Consider the following 13,694-nt stretch of genomic DNA (forward strand, 5'->3'; position numbering starts at 1 on the left):
GCGGGCTAAGCCCTTCGCCGAGGGAGATACTCATGACGAAACCGATTGTTCGCCGCACGCTTGCCCTTGCGAGTGCGGCGCTGGCGCTGGCTGGTGCGACGGCACAGGCGCAGGACCGCCCGATCGCCTTCACCGGCGCGACCATCCACACCATGGCCGGCCCCGCGATCGAGAACGGCACGCTGGTCATCGAGGACGGCAAGATCACCGCTGTCGGGGCAGGCGTTGCCGTGCCGGCGGACGCCGAAACGCGCGATGCGAGCGGCATGGTCATCATGCCCGGCATCGTCGACACCCACTCGCACATTGGCTCGGTCGCCGGAGCGGACCGCTCCTCGCCCATCCAGCCCGACGTGAGGGCGATGGACGCGATCAACCCCAAGGATTCGAGCATTGCCAAGGCCCGCGCGGGCGGGGTGACCACGGCGAATGTCATGCCCGGATCAGGCTGGCTGATGAGCGGCCAGACCTTTTACATGCGCCTTCGCGAAGGCGACACGATCGAGGATATCGCCTGGTTCTTCCCCGACGGGGCGGTGATGGGCGGCCTCAAGATGGCCAACGGCACCAACCCGATCGGATCGACGCCTGGTTTCCCCGGAACGCGGGCGAAGTCGGCGGCGCTGGCGCGGGCGGCTTTCACCGAGGCGCAGGCCTATTGCAAGAGCGACCGCAAGAAGGTCGATCTCGGCAAGGAAACCCTGTGCGAGGTCCTCTCCGGCAAGCGGCTGGTCCACTTCCACACGCACCGCGCGGATGACATCATGACCGTGCTGCGCCTGCAGCGCGAATTCGGCTTCAAGGTGCTGATCCAGCACGGCATGGAAGCCTGGAAAGTGGCGGCAGAACTGGCCGCGGCTGGCATCCCGGTCTCGAACATCCTGGTCGACAGCCCAGGCGGCAAGCTCGAAGCGATGGAATCGCGACTGGAGACCGCCGGGATCCTCGAACAGGCAGGTGTCCTTACCTCGCTCCACTCGGACGACGGCATTATCGATAGCCGGTTGATGTTCCGCCAGGCGGGCATTGCGGTGCGCGGCGGGATGAGCCGCGAAGGTGCGCTGCGGGCGCTGACCATCAACGGCGCGCGCCAGCTCGGTCTCGACGACCGCGTCGGCAGCCTTGAAGTGGGCAAGGAAGCGGACTTCCTCCTGCTCGATGGCGATCCGCTGTCGGTCTACACCGACCTCATGGAAACCTGGGTCGAGGGCAAGAAGCTGTTCGACCGGACGACCGAAGAGGGCAAGCTGATGGCCGAAGGCGGCTACGGCGCGGGCAACGCGATGGAGCTTGCCCACCACCACTGGGAAGTCGCTGAAGCGGAGGCTGCACAATGATCGCGCGTATTGCAAAACTCGCCGCGCTGGCGCTGGCTGTCGCACCCGCCGCTCTTTCCGCGCAGGATATCGCCGTGCGGGCCGAAACGCTGCACACGATGGATGGCCCCGCGATCAGCGATGGCGTCGTGGTGATCCGCGATGGCCGCATCACGGCGGTCGGTCCGGCCGCCTCTACGGCCATTCCCGACGGTGTCGAAGTCCTGACTGCCAAGGTCGCGACACCCGGCCTGGTCGATGCGCGCACGGTGGTCGGCCTTGCCGGCTTCATGAACCAGCCGCACGACCAGGACCAGCTCGATACGAGCAAGCCGGTCCAGCCCGACCTTCGCGCGATCGATGGCTACAATCCGGACGAGGCGCTGGTCGACTGGCTGCGCAGCTTCGGGGTGACGACGATCCACACCGGGCATGGTCCGGGCGCGGTGGTGTCGGGCCAGACTATGGTCGCCAAGACCTGGGCCAAGACGGCGGACAGCGCGGCCATCGTTCCGCGCGCCATGATCGCGGCCAATCTGGGCGCCAGCGCGCTCGACCGCGAAAAGGGGCCGGGCACGCGTCCCAAGCAGATCGCCCTGCTGCGCGCCGCGCTCACCGCAGCGCAGGCTCCCGCTCCGGCGAAGGGCGATGGGCCGGCTGCCCAGAAGCTCGACATGCAGGTCTGGAAAGACGTGCTCGCCCGCCGCGTGAAGCTGATGATCACGGCCAACCGCGCGCAGGACATCATGTCGGCCCTGCGTCTCAAGGAGGAATTCGGCATCGACGTGGTGATCGATGGCGGGGCGGAGAGCTACCTGCTGATCGACGAGCTGCGCGAGGCGGGGGTCACCGTGCTCCTGCATCCGACCATGGCGCGCCACTATGGCGACATGGAGAACGCCAGCTTCACCACGGCGGCCAAGCTGCGCGAAGCGGGCATTCCCTTTGCGCTTCAGTCGGGCTTTGAAGGCTATGTGCCCAAGACCCGTGTCATCCTGTGGGAAGCGGGCTGGGCCGCGGCGAACGGCCTTGCTCCGGCCGACGCGCTGAGCGCGATCACGATCGATGCCGCCACGGCCATCGGCCTTGGCGACCGGGTCGGTTCGCTCACGGTCGGCAAGGACGGGGATGTCGCACTTTTCGACGGCGATCCGCTGGAATACGCGAGCCATGTGACCGGCGTGGTGATCGACGGGCGCGTGGCGAGCCGCGAGGTCCGCTAGCTCCCTCCCGGGCGTTAACCACTTGGAGAGCGGTGCAGCGCTACTTTGGGGGTGTCAGGAGACACCCCCTTTATGAAATTCGTAGCTCTCGATTCGCGCGGCGGAAACTACCTCGTGGTTGCCTCTAACGTTGCGTGGTTGCGCACCGCGGAGAACGGCCAGACCACTGTCGGCATCGTCGGCGGTCAGCCATTGCTGGTGACCGGCACAGTCGAACAGGTCGCGCAGAAAATCCTCGAAGGCTGAACTTTCGCGATCAGCCCTCGCGGGTTTCAAGCCATTCCAGCAGGCTCGCAAGGCAATCGCGCGCCAGCATCTTGCAGCGCTCCGGGCTCCAGCCCTGGTCGGGCTCGGGGCTCGCCGGATTGTCCTTGTAGGGCATTTCCAGCGTCATCGCGGTCGCTCCGAAACGCTCGGCCACCTGGTTGGTGCTCATCGACAGGTTCGCCTTGCCGGGTGCTGCCTTGGTGTAGCCGAGTTCCGTCTGGAAATCGGGCGTGCGGCGGTCGAGGATCGCTTCGTAGCTGTAGAAGCGGTCGCCGTGCTCTTCGGTCCAGCTCGGGATGCCTTCGTAACCGGCAAGGAAGCTCACCGGGATCGCTTCGTCCCCGTGGACGTCCATGGCGAAATCGACGCCGGTCTTGTCCATGTGGTTGCGGATTGCGAGCACTTCGGGCGAGCGTTCGGCGGTGGGTTCGGCCCATTCGCGGTTGAGGTTTGCACCGGCGGCGTTGACGCGCAGGTTGCCGCGCTTCGATCCGTCCGGGTTGCAGTTCGGTACGACGTGCAGGCGGCACTTCTCGCGCAGCAGTCGTCCAACGCTGTCGGCAGGATCGGTCAGCACTTCGAGCGCGCCTTCCATCCACCATTCGGCCTGTGTTTCGCCGGGATGCTGGCGCGCGTAGAGCCACACGCTGAATTCGCCTTCGCCCATTTCGAGGCAATCGATCGGCTGCCCGTCGAGCGAGGTGCCAAGGTGCACATGGGTAACGCCTTCCGAGGCTGCCGCTTCGGCGACGAGATCGTGGTGGCGTTCCATCGAATAGGGGGCGAAATAGGCGAACCATGCAATGTCGCTGGCCGGCGTGTAGCGGATGGTCAGCGTGCCGCCCGCTTCGTTCTTGTCATAGGTCGAGGCGGCGCGGGCCCAGTAGTCGCGATCTTCCGAAACACAGCTGTCGTAGCCCGGCCAGCCGCCCGGATAGGCGCTTTCTTCAAGGCCCGTGATCTTCAGCTCGAGCTCGCGCCCCGCTGCGCCGGACACGCGGAAATGGTACCACTGCTTGAATTCGCTGTTGGTGTCCTTCGGGATCGCCAGCGTCGCGCTGGCGCCGTTCACCGACAGGACTTCGATATTGCCGCTATCAAACGCGGAATCGATACGGATATCGCTCACTCGGAAACCTCTACTTCAATCGTTTCGCCCGAATTGCCGGGAAATTCACGGAACAGCGCGGAGGCGAGGGTCTGGGCGTTCGCCCTGCCGCGCGCAAGGGGGGAATCGACCGGCGTGCGCAGATCGGCGCGGCCTTCCCACAGGTTCTCTCCGCTGGCGGTGTCGCGCAGCGTCACGGACAGGCGGGTGCTCACCTGCTCTTTCGGCCCGCCGCCAAGGTTGATGCCGATCCCGACGCCAAGGCCGGAACCGTAGCTTCCGGTCGAACCGCCGACGCCGACGCTCACGGGACTACGCGCATTTTCGCCGCCCGAAACGAAGCGTTCGATGGCGATTTCGGCAATCTGGCCGGCGCTATCTCGGTCCGTTTCGGTGTAGCCGAGGCGGGCGAGCTCTTCGGCCACGGCCGCCTTGTAGGGCGCAAGCTCCAGGCTGTCCGCGGCGTCACCGGGGGCGCCGGCAACGAAGACGTTGCCCTGGCCGAGGCTGGAAACCCGTTCTGCGGCGACGAAGCGGGTCACTTCGACCGGCCCTTGCGGTGCTACGCAGCCGGTCAGAGCGGCCGCCGCGGCGAGCCCCATGGCTAGGTTACGGATATCCATCAGTGCGATCCTCGTTGCGGTGTGTCGGCGTCTTGGCCTGTCTTCTTAACGCATGGCCGGACAAAACCGCACCCCGACCAGCGGCGGGACCCTTAGAGGCGTTGCCCTTACCAAATCGTATGCTACCTCACGCGCCATGAGCGACACGACGAAAGTCCCGGTGCTGGTCACCGGAGGAGCCGGGTACATCGGCAGCCATGCCGTGCTGGCGCTGCGCGATGCGGGCTGGCCGGTGGCCGTGATCGACAATCTGTCGACCGGCTTTGCCTTTGCCGTACCCGACGATGTGCCGCTTTACGAAGGCGACATTTCGGACACCATCCTGCTCGAACAGATATTCGCCGAGCAGGGGATCAAGGCGATCATGCATTTCGCCGGATCGATCATCGTGCCCGAATCGGTCGAGAACCCGCTCAAGTATTACGACAACAACACGGTGAAGAGCCGCGCCCTGATCGAGGCGGCGGTCGAGGGCGGCGTGCAGCACTTCATCTTCAGCTCGACCGCGGCGACCTATGGGACGCCGGAAACCTCGCCGGTCAGCGAAGACAGCCCGAAGCAGCCGATCAACCCCTATGGCTGGTCGAAGCTGATGACCGAACAGATGCTCTCCGATGCGAGCGCGGCGCACGGTTTCAACCATTGCGCGCTGCGCTATTTCAATGTCGCGGGCGCCGATCCGCAGGCCCGTACAGGTCAGTCGACCGCCGGCGCAACGCACCTGATCAAGGTCGCCTGCGAGGCGGCTACCGGGAAGCGCGAAAGCGTGGCGGTGTTCGGCACCGATTACGATACGCCCGATGGCACGGGTGTGCGCGATTACATCCACGTGAGCGATCTTGCCAATGCGCACCTTCTGGCGCTCGAGGCGCTCATCGCGGAGCCGGACCGCTCGCTGACGATGAACTGCGGCTATGGACGCGGCTTCTCGGTACTCGACGTGCTCGACGCGGTGGACCGGGTGACCAACCAGACGATTACGCGGAAGATGGAACCACGCCGCGCAGGCGATCCGGGCGAACTGGTGTCCGATCCTTCGCGGATCCGCGAAACGCTTCCGTGGAAGCCCCGGCATGCCGATCTCGACGCCATCATCGCCCACGCCTTGCAGTGGGAGCGCAAGCTCTCGGAAATGCGCGGCGGGTGACCGGCTTCCGGTTGGTCGCTTCAAACACTCACTTCGTCGTTCTGCATTGCCGCCCTTCCGGGCGCTCGTCTAAAGGCGGCCCTTGCGCATGACCCTGCCATCTTTCCCCGACGGTACGCTCGACGGCGACACGCATTTCTATGCGGTGCGCGTCTATTACGAAGACACCGATCTTTCGGGCATCACCTATCACGCCAACTACCTGCGCTGGTTCGAACGGGCGCGCAGCGATCTCCTGCGCCAGCTCGAGATCGACCAGCGTTCCGCGATCGAGGCGGGCGAGGGCGCCTATGCCGTGGCCGAGGTCAATCTGAAGTATCTGCGCCCGGCAAAGCTGGACGACGATGTGCTGATCGAGACGCGCTGCACCGAACTTAAGGCCGCGTCATGCCGGATGCACCAGCGTGCGTTCAGGTTGGCGGGCGGAGAGCGCGAACTTCTCGCCGAGGCACATTTGCGCGTCGGCTTCGTTTCACCCGAAGGCCGGCCCAAGCGCCAGCCCGAAGAATGGCGCGCGGCCTTCGCGCGTTTTGCCGAGCAAGGGGACCAATGAGCTCGCTAACTTTTCTCGCCGCCGCCGCACCGACCCGGCTCGATCCGATCCAATTGTTCCTCGATGCCGACATTGTCGTCCAGCTCGTCATGGCCGGATTGCTGCTGGCCAGCATCTGGGTGTGGACGATCATCGTCAGCTTCAGCCTGCGGATGAGCAAGCTGCGCAAGCAGTCCATCCAGTACGAGACCGAATTCTGGCAGGCCGAAAGTTTCGATCGCTTCACCTCGGAACGCGGCAACAAGGACATTCCTGCCTCGCGCGTTGCACAGGCCGCAGTGGCCGAGTGGCGCCGCTCGACCAAGGCGGGTGTGCGCGATGCCGAGGCGCTGCGCGGCCGGATCGTGACGGCCATGGACAGCCAGATCGCGCTGGAGGCGGACGATATCGCCGAGCGGCTGAACTTCCTCGCCACCGTGGGCTCGGTCGCGCCCTTCGTTGGTCTCTTCGGCACGGTCTGGGGCATCATGAACAGCTTTTTCCAGATCGGTGCGCAGGAAAGCTCCTCGCTCGCCGTGGTCGCGCCCGGCATTTCCGAAGCGCTGTTCGCCACTGCGATCGGCCTGTTCGCTGCAATCCCGGCCGTGATCGCCTACAATCGCTTCAGCCACCGTGTTGACCGCTACGAGGCACGCCTCCAGCGCTTCGCCGATAGGCTGAACGCGACCTTCAGCCGCCAGTTGGAAGCGCGCTGATGGCGATGGGGCTCGCCTCTGGCGGTGGAGGGCGACGACGCGGCCGCGGTTCGCGCCGCCGGCCAATGTCCGAGATCAACGTGACGCCCTTCGTCGACGTCATGCTTGTGCTGCTGATCATCTTCATGGTCACCGCGCCGCTGCTGACCGCAGGGGTGCCGATCGACCTTCCCGATAGCCGTGCCTCGCAACTGCCGAACGAGCAGCAACAGCAGGTCACCATCGCCATCGACCGGGCAGGCTATGTCTATATCGACGATGTGGAGGTGCCGGTCGGCGGTCTGCCGCAGGCGCTTGAAAGCCTGCCGCGCGGCGGCGGGGAAGGGCCCGACATCACGCTGCGCGCCGACCGTGCGATCGAATACGGCCGCGTCATGGCGGTCATGGGCGAGCTGAACCGCGCCGGATTGAACCGCATTTCGCTCATTACGAACAGCGCAGCGCCGGCAGCGGTCAACCCCGGTTCATCGAACGAGGAATAGCCGCAGACCTATGGAGAGCAGAGGCATCAGGGCAGAGGAGCGGACCGGACTGATCGTCGCGGTCGTGCTGCATCTTGCGCTGCTGGCGATGCTGATCGTCCAGGGTCTGTTTCCCGCACCCGTCATCGACCCGCCGCAGCGCATGACGGTGAGCCTTGCCGAGGATGTCGGCATGGCGGCCACCGCTCCCGATCCGGTTGCCGAAAGCCGTGCCTCGGTCGCCCCGATGCTCGATCTCACCACCGCGCCGACGCCCGAGCAGGACCAGCCCGTGCCTCCCGAGGCGGAGCGTCCCACCCCGCAGGCGCAGCCGCAATCGTCGGCGCCTTCGTCCCGTACCGACAGCAGGCCGCGCCGCCGGCCCGATCCACCGCGCACCCAGGCCCAGCCCCAGCGCAGCGAAAGCCGCGGCGGTTCGCGCCTTGGCGACAACTTCCTCTCTGGTGCCGGTGACAGCACCACGACGAGTGAAACACGCACCCCTGCGTCGCAGATCGGTGCCAGCACCAAGGCGTCGCTGTTCCAGGCGGTGGCACGGCAGCTGCGCCCCCATTGGCAGCCGCCCAGCGGTCCGGACGTCGACAAGATCGTCACCAAGGTCCGGTTTCGCCTCAATCCCGACGGCACGCTCGCCTCGCCCCCCAGCGTGGTGGGCCAGCGCGGCGTGACCGCTACCAACAGCGCGCAGGCCGGCCGTCATGGCGAACAGGCCATTCGCGCCGTCCAACTTGCCGCCCCCCTCGATTTGCCGGAAGAGTATTACGAAGCATGGAAACTGATCACCGTGGATTTCGACTGGAGACTGGCGCAGTGAAATATTGCCTGATCGCCGCCGCCGCCCTCTTCGCCGCGCCGCTGGCCGCGCAGAACCAGGATCTTGGCCAGCCCCTGCCCGAAGGCGGCGAGGTCGAGACAATCGACGAAAGCGAGGGCTTGTCGGGCTCCGTCAGCTTCGAGGGTAATCTCGACGATCTCGGCATCGCCATTCCCGGCTTTGCCACCGACCGCGATGTGGCGACCCCGGCAAACGCCTCGGGTACGGCCGCACTCGGCAAGGAGCTGGCGCGTGTCATCACGGCCGACCTGCGCAACAACGGGCTGTTCAAGCCGACCGGCCCCGATGCCCTGCCGCAGCCGAGCTTTGCCGACATCACCGCGCCAAGCTGGCCGACCTGGTCCAACCGCGGCGCGGAAATGCTCGTCCACGGCTATGTACGCGGGCGCGGCGACGGACGCCTGACCGTCGGCTGCTATCTCTACGACATGGCGCTGCAGAGCGAACTCATCCGCGAAGGCTGGGTGGTCCAGCCGGCGGACTGGCGCCGCGCAGCACATAAATGTGCCGACCTCATCTATTCGCGCCTGACCGGCGAAAGCCCGTTCTTCGACAGCCGCATCGCTTACATCGCCGAAACCGGCCCCAAGGATAACCGCACCAAGCGCCTGGCGATCATGGACAGCGACGGGGCGAACCACCGCTTTATCACCACCGGCCGCTCGACCGCGCTGACGCCGCGCTATTCGCCCGACTACCGCCAGCTGTCCTACCTCAGCTATGTCGACGGCAATCCGCGCATCTATGTCTACGACATCGGCACCGGCCGGCAGACGCTGGTGACGCAGAGCAGCAACCCGACCTTCGCGCCGCGCTGGAGCCCGGACGGGCGCTGGCTGCTCTATTCCATGGCGGTCAACGGCAATACGGACATCTACCGCGTCTCGGCGCGCGGCGGGGAAAGCGTGCGGCTTACCAACACGCCCGGCATTGACATCGGCGGGTCTTACTCGCCCGATGGCAGCCGCATCGTGTTCGAGAGCGACCGTTCGGGTTCGCAGCAGTGCTACGTGATGAATGCCGATGGCACTAACCAGCGCCGCATCAGCTTCTCGGGTGGCCGCTGCGCCACGCCCGAATGGAGCCCGCGCGGTGACCAGATCGCCTTCACCAACGCAAGCTCGTTCAACATCTCGGTGATGACGCCTTCGGGCGGCAGCGTGCGTGTGCTCACCAACGGCTGGCAGGACGAAGCGCCCACCTGGGCGCCCAATGGCCGCATCATCCAGTTCTTCCGCACCGAGCGGAACAGCGGCAAGACCGCGCTCTATCAGGTCGATCTAACAGGGGAGAATCTGCGCAGGCTGGCGACGCCTGTGGACGCATCGGACCCGGCATGGGGACCGATCCTGCCGTAACTGCATTGAATAAAACAGGGGAACGACCTTCGGGGGGCAAATCCGACTTCACCTGCTGTTTGAAAGGGGACAGCCTATGAATACTCGTATTGCTACCGGCCTGATGCTCGCATCGACCATCGCGCTTGCCGCGTGCCAGAAGAAGGCGCCCGAAGAGCTTCCGCCGCCGCCGGTCGAAACCGCGACCCCGACCCCGACGCCGCCTGCCGGTCCTTCGGTGGGCACGCAGGCGCACTTCGTCAACGCTGTGGGTCAGGCCAACACGGTCGTCTATTTCGACACCGATCGCTACAATATCGATGCCGAGGATTCGACCAAGCTGCAGGTCCAGGCGCAGTATTTCAGCCAGAACCCGGGCGTGAATTTCACCATCGAAGGTCATGCCGACGAACGCGGCACGCGCGACTACAACCTTGCGCTGGGCGAGCGCCGGGCGAACGCGGCGAAGAACTATCTCGTCTCGATCGGCATTCCGGCCAACCGCATCCGCACCGTCAGCTACGGCAAGGAGCGCCCGGTGGCGCTGGGCTCGAACGAAGCGGCCTGGGCGCAGAACCGCCGCGCGGCCACAGTCGTCATCAACTGACAAACGAAAAGGGGCTCCTTCCTCTTTGGAAGGGGCCCTTTCATCCTGCCTTTGCAGGCCCAACAGGCTTTTCGCCTAGCGGATGGCGGTGAATTCTGCGAAGGGCGAGGCGCTGGCCGCTGCTCCCAGACCGCCCGGAGCAAGACCGCCAAGGCTGGCGACGAGCGCGAATGCGGCCATGGTCAGGATGGCTGCCGATGCGGAGAAGGAAAGCTGGGGGCTCATGGTCTGTCTCATGGGTTGGCCGGGTAGGGCGAATATCTTAAGCTAACGTTGCAATGCAACATTTCATATTGCAACTGGTTCCCACACGCTTGCACCTTTTTCCAGCCCTCCTAGATTGACCGCGATGCTCAGCCGACAAACGACATTCCTTTTCCATGCCTAGGCCCACACGATCCAACGACTGGGGTTTCCCGCGCTGGCGCGGCTACGGCTCCTCGCGCGAGGCGTCGACCGTGCGCCTGTGTGATCGGCATGGCTGCGAGGAACCGGGCAATTGCCCGGCGCCCAAGGCACCCAACAGCCCGGAACGCTGGATATTCTGCCAAAAGCACGCGGCCGAATACAACCAGAAGTGGGACTATTTCGAAGGCCTCGACAAGGCCGAGAAAGCAGCGCGCGCCAAGGCCGAGCAGAGCGAGAACGCGGGCTATGCCGAAGCGCAGCATTACGGCTGGAGTGGCAGCGGTGATGGATCGCGCAGCGCGGACGAGATGCGCGCGCTCGATGTCCTCGAGCTCGAAGCCGACGTCGATTTCGCCACGATCAAGAAGGCCTGGCGCGAGAAGGCGAAAACCGTCCACCCTGATGTGAAACCGGGCGACAAGGAAGCGGCCGCCGAATTCCAGAAATTCCAGCTCGCCTACGAGGTCCTCAAGGCGGCAGAGGAACGCCGCGAGTGGAAGGGTTGATCCCACATTAGGCAAATTTTTGCGATTGCGTCTTAGGCTTCGCGCTCATGAGCGCTAGTCATGATCAGGATCGCCGCGGCAGGGACCGTGTACCGACCGACATCGGGCTGACATGCCGCGTGCCCGCGCGGCCAACGCCGACGCGCATCCTCGACGTTTCGCACTTTGGCTGCAGGGTCGATTTGCCGGGCTTCATCGCGGAACCCGGCGCAAGCATCGTTTTCGAGATGCCCAGCGGCGAGCGCATGAACGGCGAGGTCCGCTGGTCGGACGACGTGAACGCCGGCGTACGCTTTTCCCACGCCCTGCGTCCCGCAACAGCGCGCAGCCTCGGCCTTGAGGACAACTGCGATGCTGTGAGAACACCTGTCGCCGCGTCAGAGCCGGGCCGGAAGTCCGACGGCAGCCTTTTGCGGCACTGGTACCGCGAACGTTCGGAAAGCAGGGCCTAAGCCCCCTCTAGCGCGACTTGGTGTCGATGGCCGCGGGCGGATTGTCGTTCCACCAAGGCGTATCGGTAAAGGGCCGCACGTCGATTTCGTGGGTCCAGCAGTTCCTCGGCTGATGGGCCAGGTGCCAGTAGGTATCGGCCAGCACGCCCGGATCGATGACCCCTTCCTCACCCTTGGCCTGCTTGTAAGCCTCGAACCGGTCACCCAGAAGCTTGCCGAGCGTGTCGGGTGCATCAACCGACCCGTCGACAACGATGTGTGCGACGTGGACCCCCTTGGGCGCGTATTCCGCATTGAGCGTCTGGCACAGCATGCGCCGGCCGCCCATGGCCGCGGCGTGGCTGTGCTGGCCCGCATTGCCGCGCACGGCTGCGGTTGCCGAGGTCACGAGCAGCGAGCCTGACCCGCGCTCAGCCATACGCGGCAACAGGCATTGGGCCAGACGAAAGAGACCGAAGCAGCCCAGTCGCCAGCCCAGTTCGAAGGTTCGCAGCGGGGTGTCGGTCAGCGGGCGGTTCCCGATCTGGGCGCCCAGATTGTAGAGGACGCTTTCGATCGGTCCGATGCCGCGCTCGATGTCATCGACCAGGTCCTCGATCGAATCGGGCAGCGAGGCATCGAGCAACTTCCCGGAGGCCTCGCCGCCCGAATCGCGGATCTCGCCGACAAGGCGCTCGAGGCCTTCCGCGTCCGAACGGCGCGCCAGAACGGCGTGGTACCCACCTTCAGCGAAGCGCTTGGCTGCATGGCCGCCAATCCCCGCCCCTGCGCCGATTACGAGGAAAACTTTCTTGCTATCAGACATTTCCACCACCTCCCGTGCCGCCCACGGTGTGGCCCGGCGTTAAGCTTGCGTTTGGATTTTTGCGGCAGACCTCTTGGTCATGGATGGGTCGCAAAACGATGACCGTCGTGCGCGCAAGCGTGTCGCGACGGACAGGGAACTCACGTGCAGAATTCCGGCAAGGCCGGCGCGGGTCAAGTTGCTCGATGTTTCGGCAACGGGCTGCCGGCTGAAGGTCGTCGGCATGCGGGTCGAGCCGGGGGCTACGGTCCACATCGACTTGCCCGACGGTCGCAGTGTTGCCGGAACGGCCGTGTGGTACGAATCCGCCCGGATCGGTGTGCGGTTCGAAAGCGAACTCGACGAGGCCCAAGCGGTCGCGCTCGGCCTGCTTAGTGAATCCAGCGTTCCGACGGATGCGCATGTCGAACCCATTGCCCCTCAGCCTCGTACGGCGCATTGGCTGAGGCGATCCCGGAGCGCGGCCTGAAGCGCGTTCAGGCGAGTTTCCTGCGAATGCCTGCTGCCAGCCGGTCGCCCAGCTCGGGGCCCTGCTGGGGATAGAGATACGGCTCGATCATTTCCGCTTCCATGACGGCCAGCTCGCCCGATGGCAGGCGCGCCATATCGATGCGGGCGTAGAGCGGATCGTCAAAAGGCAAGGCTGCGATGACCCGCTCGGCCGTAGCGAGATCGCTGGGCGCAGGCGCGTAGTCGCACTCATAGCCGCCGTAGAGCGACTGGATACGGTAATCGCCCTCGCCAGCGCGCTTGAGGACGCCGTGGCTAAAGGTCCCGTCGATGAAAACGAAGGTGTATTCGCCCTCCTCAACCACGCTCGGCAGGAAAGGCTGGATCATGCAGGGCTGACCCATGCGCCAGGTGCTTTCGGGCAGGGCGTCGTGAGCGAAGCTGTGCTGGCCAAGGCCGCCTGCGCCCACCTGTCGCTTCACGACGACCCGCGTGGCCTCGAATGCGTCGAGGGCGATGGCCACGTCGCTTCGTCCCGCGTCATCGAGCCACAGGGTCGGGATGGCCGGCACGCCGGCTTTGGCGAGCTGCTTCAGGTAGCGCTTGTCGCCATTCCAGCGAACGACCTCGGGCGGGTTGCAGACCCGGATTCCGCGCGCCGTCAGGGCTTCGAGCTTCTCGAGGAATTCCGCCAGGTGATCCTGATAGTCCCAGGCGGTACCGAGCAGGACCAGCGCGATACCCTCAAACTCATCCAGCGGCGCGCGCCAGTCGATCTCGACCAGCTCCAGCCCGGATTTCGCGAATGCGGGCCGCAGGGCGGCAACTTCGAGATCATGCTCGAACGCGTCGCCTCGCCGGGGGCCATCCCCCGGCAAGG

General features: G+C 65.3%; 18 protein-coding genes. 13 read left to right on the top strand and 5 right to left on the bottom strand.

Annotated elements, in window-relative coordinates; all coding sequences use genetic code 11:
* Positions 1 to 32: 32 nt before the first annotated feature.
* The 3 genes from KUV82_RS02960 (at position 33) to KUV82_RS02970 (ending at position 2,785) form a co-directional block, all read left to right on the top strand.
* Positions 33 to 1,337: an amidohydrolase family protein gene (locus KUV82_RS02960; RefSeq protein WP_219955417.1), complete on the top strand. Its 1,305-nt coding sequence runs from the start codon at positions 33 to 35 to the stop codon at positions 1,335 to 1,337.
* Complete coding sequence (locus KUV82_RS02965; RefSeq protein WP_219955418.1) at positions 1,334 to 2,539, top strand: amidohydrolase family protein; 1,206 nt, start codon at positions 1,334 to 1,336, stop codon at positions 2,537 to 2,539. The genes KUV82_RS02960 and KUV82_RS02965 overlap by 4 nt, the downstream gene beginning before the upstream one ends.
* Positions 2,540 to 2,611: 72 nt before the next feature.
* On the top strand, positions 2,612 to 2,785 hold the full coding sequence (locus KUV82_RS02970) for a hypothetical protein (RefSeq protein WP_219955419.1): 174 nt from the start codon (positions 2,612 to 2,614) through the stop codon (positions 2,783 to 2,785).
* A 10-nt stretch (positions 2,786 to 2,795) separates the two neighbouring features.
* Here the strand turns inward: KUV82_RS02970 and KUV82_RS02975 are convergent, their stop codons facing one another.
* Positions 2,796 to 3,935: a M14 family metallopeptidase gene (locus KUV82_RS02975; RefSeq protein WP_219955420.1), complete on the bottom strand. Its 1,140-nt coding sequence runs from the start codon at positions 3,933 to 3,935 to the stop codon at positions 2,796 to 2,798.
* Positions 3,932 to 4,537 carry a DUF4136 domain-containing protein gene (locus KUV82_RS02980; protein ID WP_219955421.1) on the bottom strand — a complete coding sequence of 202 codons (606 nt, stop codon included), beginning with the start codon at positions 4,535 to 4,537 and terminating at the stop codon, positions 3,932 to 3,934. The genes KUV82_RS02975 and KUV82_RS02980 overlap by 4 nt, the downstream gene beginning before the upstream one ends.
* Before the next feature lie 136 nt (positions 4,538 to 4,673).
* On the opposite strand from KUV82_RS02980, the gene galE reads away from it, so the two are divergent.
* The 7 genes from galE to pal all read left to right on the top strand — a co-directional run bounded on the left by galE (position 4,674) and on the right by pal (position 10,193).
* Positions 4,674 to 5,684 carry a UDP-glucose 4-epimerase GalE gene (gene galE / locus KUV82_RS02985; RefSeq protein ID WP_219955422.1) on the top strand — a complete coding sequence of 337 codons (1,011 nt, stop codon included), beginning with the start codon at positions 4,674 to 4,676 and terminating at the stop codon, positions 5,682 to 5,684.
* Between the two features lie 88 nt (positions 5,685 to 5,772).
* Entirely contained in the window at positions 5,773 to 6,237 is a 465-nt protein-coding gene (locus tag KUV82_RS02990; RefSeq protein ID WP_219955423.1) for an acyl-CoA thioesterase, read from the top strand.
* Positions 6,234 to 6,932 carry a protein TolQ gene (gene tolQ, locus KUV82_RS02995; protein WP_219955424.1) on the top strand — a complete coding sequence of 233 codons (699 nt, stop codon included), beginning with the start codon at positions 6,234 to 6,236 and terminating at the stop codon, positions 6,930 to 6,932. The genes KUV82_RS02990 and tolQ overlap by 4 nt, the downstream gene beginning before the upstream one ends.
* Entirely contained in the window at positions 6,932 to 7,414 is a 483-nt protein-coding gene (locus tag KUV82_RS03000; protein ID WP_219955425.1) for an ExbD/TolR family protein, read from the top strand. Before tolQ ends, KUV82_RS03000 begins: the two co-directional genes overlap by 1 nt.
* A gap of 10 nt (positions 7,415 to 7,424) precedes the next feature.
* Positions 7,425 to 8,228: an energy transducer TonB gene (locus KUV82_RS03005; RefSeq protein ID WP_219955426.1), complete on the top strand. Its 804-nt coding sequence runs from the start codon at positions 7,425 to 7,427 to the stop codon at positions 8,226 to 8,228.
* Entirely contained in the window at positions 8,225 to 9,607 is a 1,383-nt protein-coding gene (gene tolB / locus KUV82_RS03010; RefSeq protein ID WP_258319820.1) for a Tol-Pal system beta propeller repeat protein TolB, read from the top strand. Before KUV82_RS03005 ends, tolB begins: the two co-directional genes overlap by 4 nt.
* A 76-nt stretch (positions 9,608 to 9,683) precedes the next feature.
* Positions 9,684 to 10,193 (top strand): peptidoglycan-associated lipoprotein Pal, encoded by a 510-nt coding sequence (gene pal / locus KUV82_RS03015; RefSeq protein ID WP_219955428.1) that lies wholly within the window; start codon positions 9,684 to 9,686, stop codon positions 10,191 to 10,193.
* 75 nt (positions 10,194 to 10,268) lie between these two features.
* On the opposite strand, the gene KUV82_RS03020 is transcribed toward pal, so the two are convergent.
* Positions 10,269 to 10,418, bottom strand: coding sequence for a hypothetical protein (locus KUV82_RS03020; protein ID WP_219955429.1), 150 nt, complete (start codon positions 10,416 to 10,418; stop codon positions 10,269 to 10,271).
* Between the two features lie 155 nt (positions 10,419 to 10,573).
* Here KUV82_RS03020 and KUV82_RS03025 point away from each other — a divergent pair, with 155 nt between their 5' ends.
* Complete coding sequence (locus tag KUV82_RS03025; RefSeq protein ID WP_219955430.1) at positions 10,574 to 11,107, top strand: J domain-containing protein; 534 nt, start codon at positions 10,574 to 10,576, stop codon at positions 11,105 to 11,107.
* A 47-nt stretch (positions 11,108 to 11,154) separates the two neighbouring features.
* Positions 11,155 to 11,559: a PilZ domain-containing protein gene (locus tag KUV82_RS03030; protein WP_219955431.1), complete on the top strand. Its 405-nt coding sequence runs from the start codon at positions 11,155 to 11,157 to the stop codon at positions 11,557 to 11,559.
* Between the two features lie 7 nt (positions 11,560 to 11,566).
* Here the strand turns inward: KUV82_RS03030 and KUV82_RS03035 are convergent, their stop codons facing one another.
* Positions 11,567 to 12,364, bottom strand: a complete 798-nt coding sequence (locus KUV82_RS03035) for an SDR family NAD(P)-dependent oxidoreductase (RefSeq protein WP_219955432.1) — start codon at positions 12,362 to 12,364, stop codon at positions 11,567 to 11,569.
* Between the two features lie 79 nt (positions 12,365 to 12,443).
* Here KUV82_RS03035 and KUV82_RS03040 point away from each other — a divergent pair, with 79 nt between their 5' ends.
* A complete protein-coding gene (locus KUV82_RS03040) occupies positions 12,444 to 12,833 on the top strand; it encodes a PilZ domain-containing protein (protein WP_219955433.1) in 390 nt (129 codons plus the stop codon).
* 7 nt (positions 12,834 to 12,840) lie between these two features.
* Here the strand turns inward: KUV82_RS03040 and KUV82_RS03045 are convergent, their stop codons facing one another.
* Positions 12,841 to 13,692 (bottom strand): ATP-grasp domain-containing protein, encoded by an 852-nt coding sequence (locus tag KUV82_RS03045; RefSeq protein ID WP_258319821.1) that lies wholly within the window; start codon positions 13,690 to 13,692, stop codon positions 12,841 to 12,843.
* Positions 13,693 to 13,694 lie beyond the last annotated feature (2 nt).

This window comes from Qipengyuania flava, assembly GCF_019448255.1.
Classification (GTDB): Bacteria; Pseudomonadota; Alphaproteobacteria; order Sphingomonadales; family Sphingomonadaceae; genus Qipengyuania; species Qipengyuania flava_A.